This is a genomic window from Vibrio sp. 947, assembly GCF_033339115.1.
GTDB lineage: Bacteria > Pseudomonadota > Gammaproteobacteria > Enterobacterales > Vibrionaceae > Vibrio > Vibrio alginolyticus.
In genome coordinates this window covers 1-16,418 of the sequence record NZ_JAWOTX010000007.1, presented here as the reverse complement: position 1 = coordinate 16,418, position 16,418 = coordinate 1, and the positions used below count along the sequence as shown (strand labels likewise).

Genomic DNA, 16,418 nt, shown 5'->3' with positions numbered 1-16,418 from the left:
AAAATCAAAAAAATAGAGTTCTTAGTATTTACTCTGGTTACTATACATGTATAATTAAACTATTAAATCAAAAGAACTTTCGGTAAGGCTGCTTAATTCTAGGCTGTCCTATGTCTCAGGACATGGGACACTAGGGGTAAAATGTATTCAGAGAGTCAAGAGGATAATATGATTCGACCTAATGAAAATCCATTAATGGAGCAAGTGAGAACGCTGATTACCGATCATGGTGGCTTGCTATCCACTGATATTGTGAAAATCTTACAAGGCTATACCGCTCAAATGGAGCTAAGACCGCTCACCTTCACTTACCATGCGGTAAAATACCTGCTGAACTTACATTATCAGTTGTTTGGTGGCTGCGATATTGACCGTATTTCCGCGCCTTGGATTATTAATAATGGTCAGATCGACAATTCGGAAGTCTCAAAGCGAGAAAAGCGACTTGAAGCATGGCTAAACCTAACCGAAGATCGCATTCGTTTAATCGCAGATTGCGAAGCAGTCTGTGTAGAAGATATCAATAAGCACTTTTTAGCTGAAGATGACAGACCGACTGTTAAAGAGCTACTAGGACAGTAGCTATCTACGCAAGGTGATTTTAAATAATTAAATATTGCCTTGCAATGTATTTCCTGTATAATAAAAACAAATCAAGAAACTAGGAATTACCCATGCTTACCTGTGACCGCTGCTCTTGTCAGATGGAAATTTTTGAAGCTAAATTCGTTGATAACGAGGCGCTTTGTGAGTGCTGTGCAGCGACCAATGGTGTGACCATTGGCGGATTGCCTAGCCCTATTTTTGAGTTGTTTGTTGGGTTAGTTCCTGAAAAACGTTCGAATCCAGGATTCGACCTGGTAGGCGCTTTCCTGGCTATCGAGGAAGTCTCTGATAGCTTTCGAATTCAAGCAGCACAGCTAGATGTATTATTCTTCCATTCGGATTTCATTAATGTGGATTTAGAGTCCCTAAATAACGCGATCCACGTTTGCATGTTCTTCTCTAATATGTCTCGTGAAGATGCTGAGAATGCGCTTAGAACGGGTAAAACCGAGTATGATGAGCGAACTATCGAGCTTGCTTGTGAGATTGTGTTTAATTACTAAGGGCGAGCATTCCAGCTTAAGCAAGAACTCTAGTGCCAGAAACGATCTGGCACTAACGCTTAAGCGTAAAATCGTCTTTCATAACTCTCTCTACGCTTTGTTAGCTGATTTACCCTAAAAGTTAGGTAAGCATTTTGAAGCTTTAAACAAGCGTTCTCAATATCAAGTGCAATACACTTAACTCTCATCTTAAATAGCTGAACTTTTAAGCTCAAAAGCTCACGCCTTTGAGTTTTCAACTGATCTCTCAATACCTCCAATTCCGCTTCCTTGTCTAGGTTGTAGCGAAATGGGTCACGATTAAATTCATTCATAGTTTGACCGTATTTATTGATTTTACGGGGATTATACCGATTTAAGAACAATAAATAAACAAATTTAATTGCTGCTAATTTAAATTTTTTATTTACTTTTAATTATTAAAGATGTATATTCATAAACATGAGATACGAACTGATAGAGGCAGTCATGAAAATCCGCACAGAAGATTTGCAGCGTAAGTACGACATCGTAGTAAGTGCATTGTCGAAATGTACACATCATCGTAAAACTATGAACGAAAAGCGCATGATTGCGACAAAAGCCATGCTTGAAGTAGATCCTAACTTCAGCGATGAAGAGAACGCTGACAAAGAACTTCTGATTGGATTCTTGGCGCTAAACAATATCATGTTGAATCCGATGACTGAGGATTCAGCCAGTGATTTAGCAAGAAAAGCTCTGCGTCAAATGATGCCAAATTGGGCTTATGAATTTGGTCGTAATGCCTTCGAAGGTGTACCGCAAAAGCTGGTGGATTTGCTTGAGCAGCTAGAAGATCTCTCATGGCACAATGATGCCCTACCTCGTTTCTGCATTGCTGATTTGGGTAATGAGAAGTATTGGGAGATTGTTGTTGGGTATTACAATGAGTCTGACTCTGAAAATGAATTTATCTTCGATGTATGTTACTTCGGAGGGTTAAATCTGGAGTCTGTGCAAAACGAAGAGCTTCGTCAAAAACTCGGACTTCCGTTAAATTGCGGCGTATTCGGTACAAAAGGCAATGTTACTCAAGAGTCATTTGAGATCATGATTAAATTCATCGAAAACTTCTGCCTTGCTGACAAGAAAGAAAACTTTCTAGCGATTGTGTCAGAGTATCAAGATGATGATGAGGAATAGGTATGAAATCGAAGTCGCGTACAGCAATGTGGAGAAGGCTGAGTGAAGCCGATAGAGCAAAGCCTTTAGTAAAATCGATGATTTTTGAAGGTAAAACAGTTGCTGAAATCAAGCAGGCTCTGAAGGACTTATGTATTCCTGTTACTGCCTACAACACACTTGTTAATCATGGCTTTGTCGAGAAGTGGCGTAAAAAAAGCAAGTTAAAAAAAACATCTTGTAACTCATAAGCGTCACATTTTTCAGTTAAAAACACAGAAAGACAGCTAGAGGCTGTCTTTTTTATTTACTCTGAATTTAATTCATGTATAATTAAATTATTAAATCGAATTAAAAAAGGTATTCGTTATGAAATTCATCGCAGCTCATACAGCTATTATCTCTCAAGCGGAAGAAGGCAAATTTATTGAATTTAACTGTTAAATATGTATAATTAAAAACATGAAGTCACGGGGAAATACTATGAGTAACTTACAGCTAACCATTTCAAGTCCAGAACTTAATCGTAAAGGTAAATTGGTACTGATTAACCAATACTTGAAGAGATGTAGCGGTAAAGTGACTATTTACAGTTGCGCTGTCGCTGATGGCACTCTTATGGTTTCACCTGAATTTAAAACTCAAGACGCTCTAAGCCGTGTAGAGGCAGGTATCAGTGAAATCCTAGAAAACATGTGTGAAGAGATGGATGGTAATGGAGATTGCTGTCATGAACATTACAACTGCTGTGATTGTGGTGGTAATGATTGCGGTTGTCCTGGCTGCTTTTCATGTAAGGCTTGTCCATTCTGTAAAGAAGAAGACGAATAACACGGATTTACTACGCGCCTGAAAAGGTCGGGCGCACATCTTTTAGGAGGCGTTATGTTTGGGTTTGTTCAACTGATTAACAAAAACACAAAAGAGGTATTGCAGCAACGCATTGGCTCTAAGGAGCACCTTGAGTATTACTCAGAAAAAGTCTGGGTTGTTAATGAAAGTCAAGAGATTGTGTTTGTTAATGAGACCAGTGTTGCTCAGCCATTCAAGTTTATGCGTCCAGTTCCTAAAGATGAGGTCATTCATGTTTTTTCCGATCTGCTAGAAACTGAAATGCCAAAAGATAATGAGGCAACTTGGATTGGAAAAGCATCTGAACTTGAGGCAATGGAGTTCTCGGGTCACGATGTGGCAGGTGATACATGGAACGCATTTACCCCAAAAGGTGAATGGGTAGGCACATCAGAATACTAGAATCGGTTTTGCCATTGCTGGCAATGGCTTAAGGTGTAAACCCATTTGAGGACGCTTATATCGCGCTAAGATAAACATGAAAAGACTTTTACTTTGCACTTTAGCCTTATTAATTACTGGATGTAATGTCTCTACTGATAGCGCAAGGGAGATGAATCTTGCGCTATTATCGAAAATTGCTCATAACGCGCCTGTACGAAAAGATTACAGTAGCCAGGAGAGCTTTGATAAGGCTTCTTACGATTACTATGAAAAGCAAGGATCTTTCAAAACAATCACAACGGTAAGGTATCTGAGATACAGCAATTCTTGTTCTGGATTTCCATTCCCAATTTTATCTTTGAATGAAAAGCGCTATAGTGAAAAACCAATGATTGGTCAGGTATCTGGTGATCCGTTAGTTTGTATTAAGATTCCCTCTGATGTTTTAAAGGGTTCTAAGTACAAAGAAGTTGTTTTGTACTATGATTTGGTGCCAAAACATTCATCCTCCTATAACAAGATCACCAAACCCTGCAAAATGGTGAAAGGCGATGCTGTGGAGAGTTCAGATTTTGAAAAATGCAGGTTGCTTGCAGGTAACTTTAGTGCAGTAATTTCAGGAAAGGAATATTCGGTAAGTTATTTAAATCAACTTCATTGATTTTTGATTTAATGAAAAACGCCCAGTTTAAGTAAATTTGGAAATGGCTTTAAAAGGTACAGTTATATTTTAATCTGCACCATTTTCTTTAGCTTAAATTTGTATTTTTATAAGCTTAAAACTAACAAATGCATAGTTATTTAAGCTATATCTTCAATTTTTTCCTGTGAATTAAGCGGGACTTCATTTGGCATCTCATCAATCACGCCCATTTCAAGTAATTGCTCATAATCCTTCATTTCTTGTTGCTCGATATCTTCTTGTTCTTTACTCATAATAATTAAATCCTTTTCTGGCTTTTTGTAAGTTGATATAATGGGAGAATACAAAAAATAATAAGTAAAGACAATGGCTACTACTAAAAAATCACCACGTAAAGCTAGCTCAAGCTATAAAAAAACGAAGAAAGTTTATGTTGCTATTGATAAAGCAACCATTGAGTATCTATCCGATTTCACTTCATTTCAATCTCATTTTGCTAATCATGGCAAAAAGGACGATGTGAAGAAGGCTATAATTTTTGAACTTGGCGAAAGATCTATTACAGACATTGCCAACAGTAATGAGCCAGAAAAGCTAAGCAAATTATTTGATGAGCTAAGAGTTGCTATTGATTCTGTTGATGCTTATTCCACTAATTTCTCGCGTGAGGTTCTTGCTGAAATTGGTAAATTCACAAATAACGCAGAATCTGGCTTAGCAATGGCTAAGAACGACATTATGGAAGTGTGGAGCGCTGCATTTAGCTCAGACTACAAAATGCAATATAGTCCACCTAGATGGATTAAAGAGCCGCTGTATGCTGAGAAGTTTGCTCCATTCGCAGAGAAAGGTGAGAGATACATTTACACTGGCTATAAAAACCAGATGGTTATTAATAGCTCGGTTAATAATAAGAATGAATCTTCAATTATTGTGACCAAATCTGACATTGAAAAGTTGGTTAATCTAGATTTCGTTCCTGATGAAAGTTCTGATAAATCTGTTGAAGAACAGATGAAGCTTAACTTCTTTTCTGTGATGAAAGGTCGCAAATCGATCTGTAGCGTATTTGTTCCTAATGTAAGGACATCTTACTTTGCTGCTGATGGCAGTCGCTGGGTATCGGAGGACGGTAAGCGCAAGAAGCCAACGGAACAGGAAATTAAAGACCAATCTATCAAAACATATGATAGTATTACATACATGTCTACTCCTGCATGGTCAATAAGTCAGTTTCAAGATGTGATTTCAGAGACTGCTCTTTCTAGATATCGTGAGTTGAGCAAAGTTCGTCAACCAGGCTTAATTGAGTTCCAAAAAACAATTGATAAAGAAGCTGACCTCGTAGGCATAATTCAATCTAAAATTAATAAAGCTTTGAGTGATCACTCACTCCCTTTCGAATCAAGCACTAGACACAATATGTATATCCCAGGAAAAGACCGTATCGTTGTTATGGAAATTGAAAGGTTCAGAAACCCTATTCTTCATTACAGAACGTTTATGCATGAACTCGCGCATTCTACAATGCACTTGCTTGACAGAAAAATAAATCTAAAATCTGATGAAAACTTAGATTTTCATTATGCTATTGAAGAGATTATAGCTGAGACAACCTCATTTCTTGCTGTTAAAGAATTGGAATCTCAATTAATTGAAAATTATGATCAGTTACAACAAAATTGGAAAGCCTACTTTGAGGAAGTTTATAGAGTAAGCACGAATTATATTGCAGGTTACTCAGATGACGCGAAGTTTAAAGGAGCAGTTCAAAAGATCTTCGATAATGGTGATGGTGAAATGTACTGTCGCATAACAGAAATATCTAAGAGCATTCTTCAGGCTCAACAGGTTCTATTTAATGGTAACTTGTTAGGAAAAGAAATCACACCAGAGCTTCGTGCAACCAAAATGAACGAAAACATGAAGCGATGGGTGAAGGCAAAAGAGAGAAGTCAGGAATCGTCTTTTGAGATGTAGAATAAAAAGGGGCTAATGCCCCTTTTTTTGATCTTTTAGCAACTATGTCGTAAACCATCGCCAGATTAGGACTATGAGGTTACGCCTTATCAGGCGAGCATTCGATGGGGACGCTTTCTTCACTATATGGTTTCATAATCGAGTTTTCGTTTATTTGAGTGATGATATGGAATTTAGAATCCAAAGAATCACAGGAAAGGATGAGGCATACTCAGTATTGCTGCATCCTGCTTGATGCTTCAAGCATCATCGTAGCCGCAAATAGAACAAACAAAAACGCCTGCCCCGCAAACACCTTGTTCGTGTGGGCAGATCGCTCTCAGCTCGGATTTTTTAAGAGTTAGTTCTCGTTTTTTGTCATCAATATCTTTTTCTATCGCTGCAATTTCAGTAACGATCTTATCGCGAGCCTGAACTCGTTCTGAATTGGGTTTAATGCTCATAATGATTTCTCAATTTGTTTTTTCATTTTGAGTATTATAGGTCTAACCCAGTCAGGATTTAAAGCTGATCTGAACTTAACTGCATTCGAACAAGTAGCGGATTGATTTTTTCAGCCAGTTCGCCAGAATTCATCAACGCCATCATTTTTTCATCATGAGTATCAACACGAACAGTAAGGCATCGCTCGGCACCGTAGCAGTCAGCAATGTGCATTGCCTTGAGCTTACTCAAAATTTCAATTCCCTTATAAAACGTAGGAATTTCTTCAATTAATGAGTAATCGATGTTGGAAATCGCTGTCTCTCGTGCGCGATAAACACCATCGCCAGTGTCGCATTCTGCTGAAATGTCGTGAAGATCATTAGATGCGCTTGAATAGTGGATTTCTAATGAGTAACAGGCATCAGCCAGGCTTTCATCTACCACAACCTGAGAGATTTGGTAGCGTGATTCCTCATCGTTAGTGGTTATTGCTGAATATGCCGCTCTTACATAGTCTCCAGCCATAATTCCAGCCGAAAAAGTAATTGCGATTAGAATTTTGCTGGCAACACTTCTCTTGCTTAATGTCATAAATTACACCTTTTATGGGAAACCCCTTAATTGATTTAATTATACAACTCTCAGTAGTGCGGTCAATATTTTTATTAAATAGATTGACTTTGGTGCATTGAGTTGTATAGTAGAAAACAACCATGTATTGAGAATGAGGTCTCCATGAAAGAATTAGTTATGAGCATGAAAATCGGCTTTATCAACTACGATGAAGATGGCGCGGTTGAGTCTGCGAACCGCAAAGGCATCTATTCTGATGAGTTAAGCCTGCTGGCTCGCGAAATCATCCGAGACCTAAATGAAAGTAAGTGTGTTGAAGTGCTAATCCAGCACAACGCTAAAATTCAGGTTATCAAAGTGTCCGATCACAGCATGAAATACCTTGAATTTAACGCTTCAAAGGATGCGTTTCCTATTGAGATGCATTTAACAACATCTGAAGTGGATCAGGAGGTTCTTGAGTCTCAACTAGCATCCCTTCTGAGTGAAACATTGGAGCCGTTTTTCAGCTTCTATGGCAATAAAAAGAGCTAAGCACTAAGTTAGTTCAGTGAATGCTAAAACCCCGCTAAGGAGCAATCTGGCGGGGTTTTCTTTTGGTGTCACCCCTGCCAGAGCGAGACAATTCAGAGCGGATTTACCCTGATTAGACAGTAGGAAGAAAAAATATTAAATAATTAAAAAATAAATATTGACTCTGCCGCCACCTAATGTATTATTAAACACATCAAGACGCACAAGGCGTTAAATAAAAGAATCTCATAGAAGGAACGCACCATGACTACTACTAACATTCAAAAAGCAATCGCAACTGCAACTGCAACCGCTACTGGTGTAGCACTGGCTTCTAAAGACGGTCTGCGTAAGCTAAGTGGCAACAAAGATATCGATGTTAAGCGCGTAAACGGCTTCAACGCTGATCCTCGTATGCTTTGGATTGAAGAAGGTTTCAATGTTCGCGATATCGACGCTGCGCATGTAGAAGGCTTTGTTCGCTCTTACACTGACGGTAAGTATGTTCCGCCAATCGAAGTAGTAGTTGTGGAAGTTGACGGAGTTCAACGCCTGAAAGTGGTAGAAGGCCATCACCGTACTGTTGCAATCTACAAAGCTATTGAAAACGGCGTAGACCTGAAAGCAGTATCTGTTATTGAAGTAACAGGCAACGAAGTAGATCAGCTTGCTCGTATGATTAAGTCTGCGGAAGGTCGCCCTCTAACTGCGATTGAGCTTGCTAACGCTTACAACCGTATGATGGGTATGGGTCTGAACCAAACTCAAGTAGCGGAAGAGCTAGGTGCTACCCCTGCCCAAGTAAATAACTACCTACTGCTGCTAAAAGCCCCTCAGGAGCTGAAAGCAATGATTCAGGCAGGCGACTACTCAGCGACTAACGCTTGGAACAATATTCGTAAGCACGGTGCTGATGTTGCCCTAGCTATGGCTAAAGAAGACGTTCGTGCGAAATCTGAAAAGAAAGCGGCTAAAGCTAATGGTGAAAAGCCTGCTAAATCAACTGGCACATCAGCTCTGAAAAAAATCAAGCTGGCACCTAAAAAAGTAACGGGTATGGGTGCAATCGTAACCTCTCTAGCTACGCAGGTATCGCTAGAGTCTCTTGAAGAAGAGAAAGAAGTTAAGCTAACCATGACTGCTGAAATGGCTAAAAAGCTGCTGTCTCTGGCTGCTGAGCTTGACGAGATTGAGACTCACAACGCTAAAGCTGATCAGATGATGAAAGAGCTTGCGGTGAAAGCGAAGCAAGAAGAAAAAGATGGTGTTGTTCTTGAAGAAAAATCAGAAGAACAGCTAGAAATCGCAGCATAAACGGTTACAACAAAGACAAGAGGTAGTGATTTCACTGCCTCTTTTTTATGGTTAATAACCTGGTGTAGGCACTTTTTATTTTTTATTGCATAAATTAATTAAATAATTAAAAATATGCTTGACTCTGCCGCCAACTAATGTATTATTAAACACATCAAGACGCACAAGGCGTTAAATTAAAGAATAGCAAAGAAGGAACACACCATGACTACTACTAACATTCAAAAAGCAATCGCAACAGCAACTGCAACCGCTACTGGTGTAGCACTGGCTTCTAAAGACGGTCTGCGTAAGCTAAGTGGCAACAAAGATATCGATGTTAAGCGCGTAAACGGCTTCAACGCTGATCCTCGTATGCTTTGGATTGAAGAAGGTTTCAACGTTCGTGATATCGATGCTGAACACGTAGAAGGCTTTGTACGCTCTTACACTGACGGTAAGTACGTTCCGCCAATCGAAGTAGTAGTTGTGGAAGTGGATGGCGTTCAACGCTTGAAGGTGGTAGAAGGTCATCACCGTACTGTTGCAATCTACAAAGCTATTGAAAGTGGCGTGGATCTGAAAGCGGTATCTGTTATCGAAGTAACAGGCAACGAAGTAGACCAGCTTGCTCGCATGATTAAGTCTGCGGAAGGTCGCCCTCTAACAGCAATTGAGCTTGCTAACGCTTACAACCGCATGATGGGTATGGGTCTAAACCAAACTCAAGTAGCGGAAGAGCTAGCCACTACCCCTGCACAAGTAAACAACTACCTGCTACTGCTAAAAGCCCCTCAGGAGCTTAAAGCAATGATTCAGGCAGGCGACTACTCAGCAACTAACGCTTGGAACAACATTCGTAAGCACGGTGCTGATATTGCCCTGGCAATGGCAAAAGAAGAAGTTCGCGCTAAATCTGAAAAGAAAGCAGCAAAACAGAAAGGTGAAAAACCAGCTAAATCAACTGGCACATCAGCTCTGAAAAAAATCAAGCTGGCACCAAAGAAAGTAAACAGCATGGGTGATATCGTGTCTTCTCTGGCTTCACAGGTAACGCTAGAAGCTCTTGAAGAAGAACAAGAAGTTAAACTAACCATGAATGCTGAAATGGCTAAAAAGCTGCTGTCACTGGCTGCTGAGCTTGACGAGATTGAAACTCACAACGCTAAAGCTGACCAGATGATGAAAGAGCTTGCAGTGAAAGCGAAGCAAGACGAAAAAGAAGGTGTTGTTCTTGAAGAAAAATCAGAAGAAAAGCTAGAAATCGCAGCATAAGACACCAGAAATTAAAGAGAGACGGTTAACCCCGTCTCTTTTTTTTATTTGATAAATATCATTGACAGAGATGCTTACGAATCAATAGAATATTGGTATTGGAGAGTCACTACCATAAGTGTGAAGTTGAAAAAACGACCCTGCTTCGGCGGGGTTTTTGCGTTTCAGATAAAGAAAAAGCCCAAGAAGAAAAGAAACATTGTTTCTGAGGCGATTTATCGCCTCTTAACTAAAATAAATATTGACTCTCAAGCCTAATCCATGTATAACTATATACATCTTCTGGTTGGCAGTGCTTGTACACTGACTGGTTGGAAGTCGAGGTTTATCGAGCCTGGTTTTATCTCATACAGATTGTCTGTAATGGCGAATTCGATTGATTACCAAATTCAATCTTAATATTAGTCTCTTAAAGTGACTGGATTGAAAGTGGAACGAGATAGACACGAAATAAAAATCTGGTCACGATATAAGGATTAATATTATGTCAAAGCTAATCTTAAACGTTTCTAAAGAAGAATTCGAAAACCGCCTAGCGTCAGCTATTGAAGGCGCAATGCAATCACCGCTGAAAAAGAAGCGAACTCAAATCTTAAATGCGGCAATGGTACAGATCTTACACGGCGGTAGATCTGATGGTCAGCACGAACACAATTTAGAACAGTTCTGGAAAGAAGAGTCTCAATCTGAAACCGCTTCGTTCATGTGGGTTGGCACTGAAAACTATCGCCATGAGAACACTTATGAAGACGATAGCTCAACCGTAACAGGATCAAGCGAAGATGAGGTTAAGAGACAACTCTACTCTAACGTATTGAGCTACCTTGCTGATACCGTGTCGCTTGCAATTAATGCATCTATGCTTATCGAAGCGATTGATGAGACAGGCTCTGATTACGCAGAACGATTCTTGGATGAGGCAGGTAAATCAGTTGATGAATTGACTGATGAAGATGTGGCAGAGCTTTTGGAGTATTCTTCTAACTCAGAGCTTGAGGTTCAAGAAGCAATTTTTGAGCATGTGGTGTCGTTAAGCTGTGTTGAGGGTAATCACACCATCACTGAAGTTGAATGCAAAACCGCGCCTAAGGCTCTGCCAGAGCCAGTTCAAGAGCCAGAGAAACGCTTTGTGACGATTCACACTATCATCAAGACCGACAAGGCAGAAGGTCAAGATGAAGGCATTGATAACATCTCAGTTTACAACACATTAAGCGCAGAAGATCATGACCATCAGTTGCTTGAATTCTTCCGTCAGTATGCGGAAGAGAATGCGTCATTTGAAAAAGATGATCTGATTGCGCATAGCGTTACACAGGACGTTATGAGTGATGCGGGTATTGACGATGAAGAGCTTGAATCTAAAGACTTCGATCAGATTGTTGAATGGCTATGTGAGAATGGACGACCAAATATGTTGGTTGACATGATCCCTGATCTTACATACGGAATGTACGAAATCACGGTTGAGTACAAACAAGAGCAAATCTAACTGATTAGTAAGCCCCCTCGTGGGGCTTATTATTGATTGAAGTAACGGTATTATAATGAATACAGATGAAATTCCAGTGCTAGGTTTATCGAAAAATAGACAAGAAGCCATGCAATTTGTGGAGAAGCATTCTGACTACATTCTAAAAAACCAAGGGCAGTTGCCGATTATCAGAAAAACGATTGATTGGGGATTGAGTCGCGGTCAGGGAAAGCGTTCTGGTGGCATGGTTAAGGGCGGAATGTGTACCATCATGGGTAAGGTCTCATACGATGGTATTGATATGAGTTCATTCCAGGAATTGGATAGCGAAAAAAGCAAAGCGATTGTTTTTCAGGATGTGAACAGATGCGCAAGATATGCCGCTGCATACAATTTGGGGTGCAATCATATTGAGTCAATGTGTTATGCCATTAAGCCGAATTTCTCAATCGAAAACTTGATGAAGAAACGGGGCTAACTACCCCGCTTTCATTTTGACTTTTATTTGCTCGACTTCAAGAAATCAAGGTTGTAGAACCGTTCACCTTTGGAAAGCATGTTGAATGCTTCTGGCAAGTCTGAAAGTTTGGCTACATCATCCAGGAATCCATCGCTCTTGCTACGCCATACGACGCTCTCAGAGCCTTTCGGTACGTTTGGCATACCTTGAATACCAAAATCACCTACAGCTACCTTATCGCCCTGCTTGAGAACAATTCGATACACATTAACACCAATCCACTTGTTTTGCTCATCCCATCCATCAGAATGAGCTATTTGCGTATAGCCAAACTCAATTGGATTCGAAACAGATTGAATAATTTCATTGTTATTCTGAGCTTCACTATCTGATTTTATGAATGTTGTCGCGCCCACAGTGCAGGACAGCATAATGCCAATGCACAAGAGCACACCTTCAAAACCACCAGTATTAAAACCGTTTTTAATCTTCACTTTCCAGATCGCCAAAAATAGATAGTTTTTTATTGATTTCTCGAATATCACAGAAACCGTTTTTAATTGCTTCAAGCGCACTGATATTTATGTTTTCCAGACCTGAGTAAATCATTTTTCCATCAATATCAATCGATACAGCGCCGTTTTGTATATGGTGTTCTAAAGCCTCATCGAATTTGTTGTTAGCAATCATTTCTCGTAATTTCGGCGTTACCTTAAGATACTCTGCAATCAAAAATGTTTCGTTGCTGAAACTGTTTTCGTCCGACTTTCTAAATCGAATGTTTGCGATTTCATCAGGCATGAAAACCTCATTGACGCAATCAATAACCTTTTGCTTTGCTTCAGGACGTTTCTGATATTCTTCAAATGTAATGGAGTTTTCTGGGGTCAACTTATCAACGGGAATTTGGTATAAAATGCCATTGATAAAATGTGGATTGCCAAGCAGCTCTCGATCAACCCCTAGCGTTTCCAATCGCTTAAATACTGAAAATGCACTAGCTGACGAAACAGTGGTTAATACTTGATGACCACTTAGGGCAGAATCAGTCATCGCTTTCAACTCCTGACTTCCTTTGATTTCATCAAGCACGACAATATCTGGGTCATTGCGCAATGAATTTAGGAATGAGCGGTCAAACTCATCTTGGTCTCTTCCCTGAACCTTCTCGATGTTGATATTTTCACCTGAGAAACAGTTATTAAGTAGAAATTGAATTGTTTCTTGAGCTGTACCTTGAGCGTGACCAGGGCTAGCAACGATGAAAATACCAACGCATTCGTTAAGAACTTCACGGATCAGCTTTTCTTGTTCTGGTCTTATGCCTGCATCAGATATTTTTCCTAAAACTTTCATATTTTTTTCCTTTATTGTTGATAACAAGCATTATACAGATTAATTAAATAAATAAAATACCGCATAATTATTGACTATGAGATGTTAGTATGTATAATAAGAGCATAAATTAAATAATTAAATCGGAATTTATCATGACTCCTAAACTTGAACTTGTTATCCGTAAAATTCATAGCAACCTGGTCATTACAGGTGTGATGGTCACTGATAGCTTTAAAGCGGGTGACTTTATGGGTTTCCAACTAATCGGTAACAAGCTAGATGAAGATACTATCGCAGTATTCATCGACAAGCAGGAAATTGAAATCCGAGATCCGTACAACCAGCAATTTAAAGACCAGTGCTTATCAGAATTGCCAATGAACGATATTTGGCGAAAGTTCGAATCAACTGAGTCTAAAGAATTTGGTGGTGTGGCTATTGGTCGTGACAATCTTCTTTTTGCTGATGAGAGTCCTGAGCAAGTATCACGTACAGCAATCATCTCGGTTATTGATTTAAATGAGTTAACATTCGATTTTGAGCATCACTGTGCATTCCGCTCAGTGGCGGTTGAGGAAGTCGAAAATATGTACGTGTTCATTCTGAAGAAAGACACCAGCGATGAAACGTTAGAGCTTCTGGGAACCTTAATGGGCGATAGCATTAAGAGTTTCTATTCAAAACCATTCTGGACTCGCGATAATGGCGAAAAGTACCGACTTAAGACGGTAAACCACCGTGAAATCGATGCTCTATACAAACTTCAAATTAGCGAGATTGCGCAATTCGGTGAACTAACAAAGGAAACCGAGGAAGCTGTTACGGCTAAGAGTCGCTGGCTTAAGTTAAACAAAGATGAGTCGTACCGTGCATTCTTATCAGATATGATGAAGCGATGTCCGTTTTATCTTGATGCCTTTGACCGCATTCTTACGCCTGAAGAATCAAAGCTAATTGATGAACACACTAAAGCAATCATTGAAGAGATGCACGGTTAAAAGTGCATAATAATAACCTTTTAGTCGTTGAGTGCGACTTTTTTCTCTAAAAGTCACATATACTGCACTTATAAAGAGAGCGAAGAAAAGCCAATTGAAGTTCACAGCTTGCTGTGTTTTACCCTCTACAGGGGGTAAAATACGTTTTACCCTTGACTGCGGGTAAAACTAAAACTGCTGCAATAGATGGTCACTCAAAAACTTTTCGCTATTCATAGAGCCTCATGGTAAGTACCGATTAACGCCTTTGTACTACATTATGTCAGCCTACCCTCTTATGGGTGGTAGAGGACTTCATGAAAGAAAAATCAAGCTGGCAATGGGATAAAGGCAAGTAGCGGATACAAACGTAAGTGGCATCAGATACAGCCTAGACATTTTATCGGTACAGCGAGGCTAGTGAAGTATTTATCGGACTCTATGAGAAATATTCTGGATGAGTTTATTGCTGATTGTGGACAGGTTATCGATCTAGTTGGGAACAATCTTCCAGATGATATCAATGAGAATGTTCGAGATAAAATATTTGAGGGATTAACAAAATCAGTGAAAAAACTGAGTCTTGGTCTGAATGATTAGTTTGATAAAGAGAAGCGTTGGCTTCTCTTTATCATTTAACGCTTAAGTCTGCTTTCGCACTCAATGGATTCAGCTCGCGCAATAATGCGTTTCAAGGTTTCCACATTACAAATTTCACGCATTGCTTGTATGACGCTTTCTGGTGAGGACTCGATTAGGCGCTTATCTAGTTCTGTCGGTTTTTTCCACAATGCGTTGAGCTTAATTGCTGTAATGTCGCAAAAAAACAGATTACCCTTGATTTCATCGCTAAGTAAAAAAATCGGTTCTTTTGCGTCTTTACTAATAAGCTCATGGGCTTGCTCGCAAGTAATTTTTTCCCAATCAAGCTGTTCTTCCAACTCTAAAAATCGGAAAAGCATAGTGTAATTATGTTCAAAATACTGATCTGATTTATCAGTATTATTAATCATTAGTTTTTCACCTTGATAGGTAAATTCAATTTCTAGTTCGAAAATATTTTCCTTAGCACAGAGGCTCAATATAGATTTTTTTTCGTCTAGAGTTGGTCGGTTTCGTTTAATACCTGCTTCAGCAAAATTAGGGGCTAAAGAACCTTTAATTGCTCTTCTAAAAAGAGGTGATAATAAAGCGTACTTATCTAAATGGGGTGGCTGAGAGTCAAACAGCATCTTTATATGAGCAAAATTCAAAAGAATTGACATATTTCCTCTGACTAGATCATGGTTTATGTAATGCTCTTTTATTTCTTCGTAAATCATAAGGTTCACATTTATTTGTTAATTTACGAAAGAATACAATAAAAACATGATTTTTCAAAGATAAATAAACGGCGAACTACATCGCCGTAACATGGTTTTAAGAATGGAAATGATTAATCGCGAGGTGGTCTTTTATGATTCTCAGCGAAGCTCTTAAATTCATCCTTTGAAACTTGACCATCACCATTTGCATCAATCATATCAAAAAACTTATCAGGATTCGGTCTCATGCGCTTGTCCTGACTATCAGCCCTCTCGTGCTTGCCAGGGCGTTCAGAATTCGCCTCGTGACGTTTGTGGTGCTTTCCTTTCGGTGGTTTGGCATCTTTAAACTCATCAAATGTAATAGCGCCATCGCCATTAGCATCAATTCGATCAAACATGCGCTTTTGCATGTCTTCCCTACTCATTTCATTTAAATCGCTCGGGTGCTTATGGATTGATTTGCACACCATATCTTTGGGGCAATGAACCTCCCAGCCCTAAAGGGCTGGGTTTCTGAATAATTGATGCCGAAGCCCAAATATTCATCCTGTTAGAAACATTTCTGATGTGAAATATCAGGCGAAAGGTGCCATCGTTTTATGGTCTTATGACTAACATCACTAGGACGTTAGCACCGCGCTTTCTTTGTCTCTCGTTTTTATACTGGTGTC

General features: G+C 39.4%; 21 protein-coding genes. 14 read left to right on the top strand and 7 right to left on the bottom strand.

Translation table 11 applies throughout. The annotated features are described in order from the left end of the window. Window positions 1-168 precede the first annotated feature (168 nt). The 7 genes from R7Q39_RS10500 (at window position 169) to R7Q39_RS10470 (ending at window position 4,149) form a co-directional block, all read left to right on the top strand. On the top strand, window positions 169-582 hold the full coding sequence (locus tag R7Q39_RS10500) for a hypothetical protein (protein WP_318076070.1): 414 nt from the start codon (window positions 169-171) through the stop codon (window positions 580-582). 92 nt (window positions 583-674) lie between these two features. Beyond that, entirely contained in the window at window positions 675-1,109 is a 435-nt protein-coding gene (locus R7Q39_RS10495) for a hypothetical protein (protein WP_318076069.1), read from the top strand. 468 nt (window positions 1,110-1,577) lie between these two features. Beyond that, window positions 1,578-2,273, top strand: coding sequence for a hypothetical protein (locus R7Q39_RS10490; RefSeq protein WP_318076068.1), 696 nt, complete (start codon window positions 1,578-1,580; stop codon window positions 2,271-2,273). Between the two features lie 2 nt (window positions 2,274-2,275). Next, the gene (locus tag R7Q39_RS10485; RefSeq protein ID WP_053314610.1) at window positions 2,276-2,503 is read left to right on the top strand and encodes a hypothetical protein; all 228 of its coding nucleotides are present in this window, start codon (window positions 2,276-2,278) and stop codon (window positions 2,501-2,503) included. A gap of 232 nt (window positions 2,504-2,735) precedes the next feature. Next, a complete protein-coding gene (locus R7Q39_RS10480; protein ID WP_085762255.1) occupies window positions 2,736-3,083 on the top strand; it encodes a hypothetical protein in 348 nt (115 codons plus the stop codon). Window positions 3,084-3,137: 54 nt separating this feature from the next. Further along, entirely contained in the window at window positions 3,138-3,506 is a 369-nt protein-coding gene (locus tag R7Q39_RS10475; RefSeq protein ID WP_318076067.1) for a hypothetical protein, read from the top strand. A 76-nt stretch (window positions 3,507-3,582) separates the two neighbouring features. Continuing rightward, window positions 3,583-4,149, top strand: a complete 567-nt coding sequence (locus R7Q39_RS10470; RefSeq protein ID WP_318076066.1) for a hypothetical protein — start codon at window positions 3,583-3,585, stop codon at window positions 4,147-4,149. A gap of 140 nt (window positions 4,150-4,289) precedes the next feature. On the opposite strand, the gene R7Q39_RS10465 is transcribed toward R7Q39_RS10470, so the two are convergent. Next, a complete protein-coding gene (locus R7Q39_RS10465; protein ID WP_020330707.1) occupies window positions 4,290-4,424 on the bottom strand; it encodes a hypothetical protein in 135 nt (44 codons plus the stop codon). Between the two features lie 73 nt (window positions 4,425-4,497). Between R7Q39_RS10465 and R7Q39_RS10460 the strand changes: the two genes are divergently transcribed. Continuing rightward, the gene (locus R7Q39_RS10460) at window positions 4,498-6,111 is read left to right on the top strand and encodes a zincin-like metallopeptidase domain-containing protein (protein WP_020330708.1); all 1,614 of its coding nucleotides are present in this window, start codon (window positions 4,498-4,500) and stop codon (window positions 6,109-6,111) included. Between the two features lie 239 nt (window positions 6,112-6,350). Here the strand turns inward: R7Q39_RS10460 and R7Q39_RS10455 are convergent, their stop codons facing one another. Both R7Q39_RS10455 and R7Q39_RS10450 read right to left on the bottom strand, forming a co-directional pair. Then, entirely contained in the window at window positions 6,351-6,554 is a 204-nt protein-coding gene (locus R7Q39_RS10455; RefSeq protein ID WP_318076065.1) for a hypothetical protein, read from the bottom strand. Window positions 6,555-6,612: 58 nt separating this feature from the next. Next, window positions 6,613-7,128, bottom strand: a complete 516-nt coding sequence (locus tag R7Q39_RS10450) for a hypothetical protein (RefSeq protein WP_318076064.1) — start codon at window positions 7,126-7,128, stop codon at window positions 6,613-6,615. A gap of 144 nt (window positions 7,129-7,272) precedes the next feature. On the opposite strand from R7Q39_RS10450, the gene R7Q39_RS10445 reads away from it, so the two are divergent. The 5 genes from R7Q39_RS10445 (at window position 7,273) to R7Q39_RS10425 (ending at window position 12,143) form a co-directional block, all read left to right on the top strand. Beyond that, on the top strand, window positions 7,273-7,644 hold the full coding sequence (locus R7Q39_RS10445; RefSeq protein ID WP_318076063.1) for a hypothetical protein: 372 nt from the start codon (window positions 7,273-7,275) through the stop codon (window positions 7,642-7,644). 243 nt (window positions 7,645-7,887) lie between these two features. Beyond that, window positions 7,888-8,937, top strand: a complete 1,050-nt coding sequence (locus tag R7Q39_RS10440) for a hypothetical protein (RefSeq protein WP_318076062.1) — start codon at window positions 7,888-7,890, stop codon at window positions 8,935-8,937. Between the two features lie 204 nt (window positions 8,938-9,141). Next, window positions 9,142-10,191 (top strand): hypothetical protein, encoded by a 1,050-nt coding sequence (locus R7Q39_RS10435; protein ID WP_318076061.1) that lies wholly within the window; start codon window positions 9,142-9,144, stop codon window positions 10,189-10,191. Window positions 10,192-10,675: 484 nt separating this feature from the next. Next, window positions 10,676-11,683: a hypothetical protein gene (locus R7Q39_RS10430; protein ID WP_318076060.1), complete on the top strand. Its 1,008-nt coding sequence runs from the start codon at window positions 10,676-10,678 to the stop codon at window positions 11,681-11,683. A gap of 55 nt (window positions 11,684-11,738) precedes the next feature. Beyond that, the gene (locus R7Q39_RS10425) at window positions 11,739-12,143 is read left to right on the top strand and encodes a hypothetical protein (protein ID WP_264400181.1); all 405 of its coding nucleotides are present in this window, start codon (window positions 11,739-11,741) and stop codon (window positions 12,141-12,143) included. 23 nt (window positions 12,144-12,166) lie between these two features. Here the strand turns inward: R7Q39_RS10425 and R7Q39_RS10420 are convergent, their stop codons facing one another. Further along, window positions 12,167-12,619, bottom strand: a complete 453-nt coding sequence (locus R7Q39_RS10420; protein ID WP_264400182.1) for a hypothetical protein — start codon at window positions 12,617-12,619, stop codon at window positions 12,167-12,169. Further along, complete coding sequence (locus R7Q39_RS10415; RefSeq protein WP_318076059.1) at window positions 12,609-13,481, bottom strand: ATPase, T2SS/T4P/T4SS family; 873 nt, start codon at window positions 13,479-13,481, stop codon at window positions 12,609-12,611. The genes R7Q39_RS10420 and R7Q39_RS10415 overlap by 11 nt, the downstream gene beginning before the upstream one ends. Before the next feature lie 134 nt (window positions 13,482-13,615). Here R7Q39_RS10415 and R7Q39_RS10410 point away from each other — a divergent pair, with 134 nt between their 5' ends. Continuing rightward, on the top strand, window positions 13,616-14,461 hold the full coding sequence (locus R7Q39_RS10410) for a hypothetical protein (protein WP_318076058.1): 846 nt from the start codon (window positions 13,616-13,618) through the stop codon (window positions 14,459-14,461). 614 nt (window positions 14,462-15,075) lie between these two features. On the opposite strand, the gene R7Q39_RS10405 is transcribed toward R7Q39_RS10410, so the two are convergent. Further along, window positions 15,076-15,762 (bottom strand): hypothetical protein, encoded by a 687-nt coding sequence (locus tag R7Q39_RS10405; RefSeq protein WP_318076057.1) that lies wholly within the window; start codon window positions 15,760-15,762, stop codon window positions 15,076-15,078. Between the two features lie 113 nt (window positions 15,763-15,875). Beyond that, on the bottom strand, window positions 15,876-16,157 hold the full coding sequence (locus tag R7Q39_RS10400) for an EF-hand domain-containing protein (RefSeq protein ID WP_318076056.1): 282 nt from the start codon (window positions 16,155-16,157) through the stop codon (window positions 15,876-15,878). Between the last annotated feature and the right edge of the window lie 261 nt (window positions 16,158-16,418).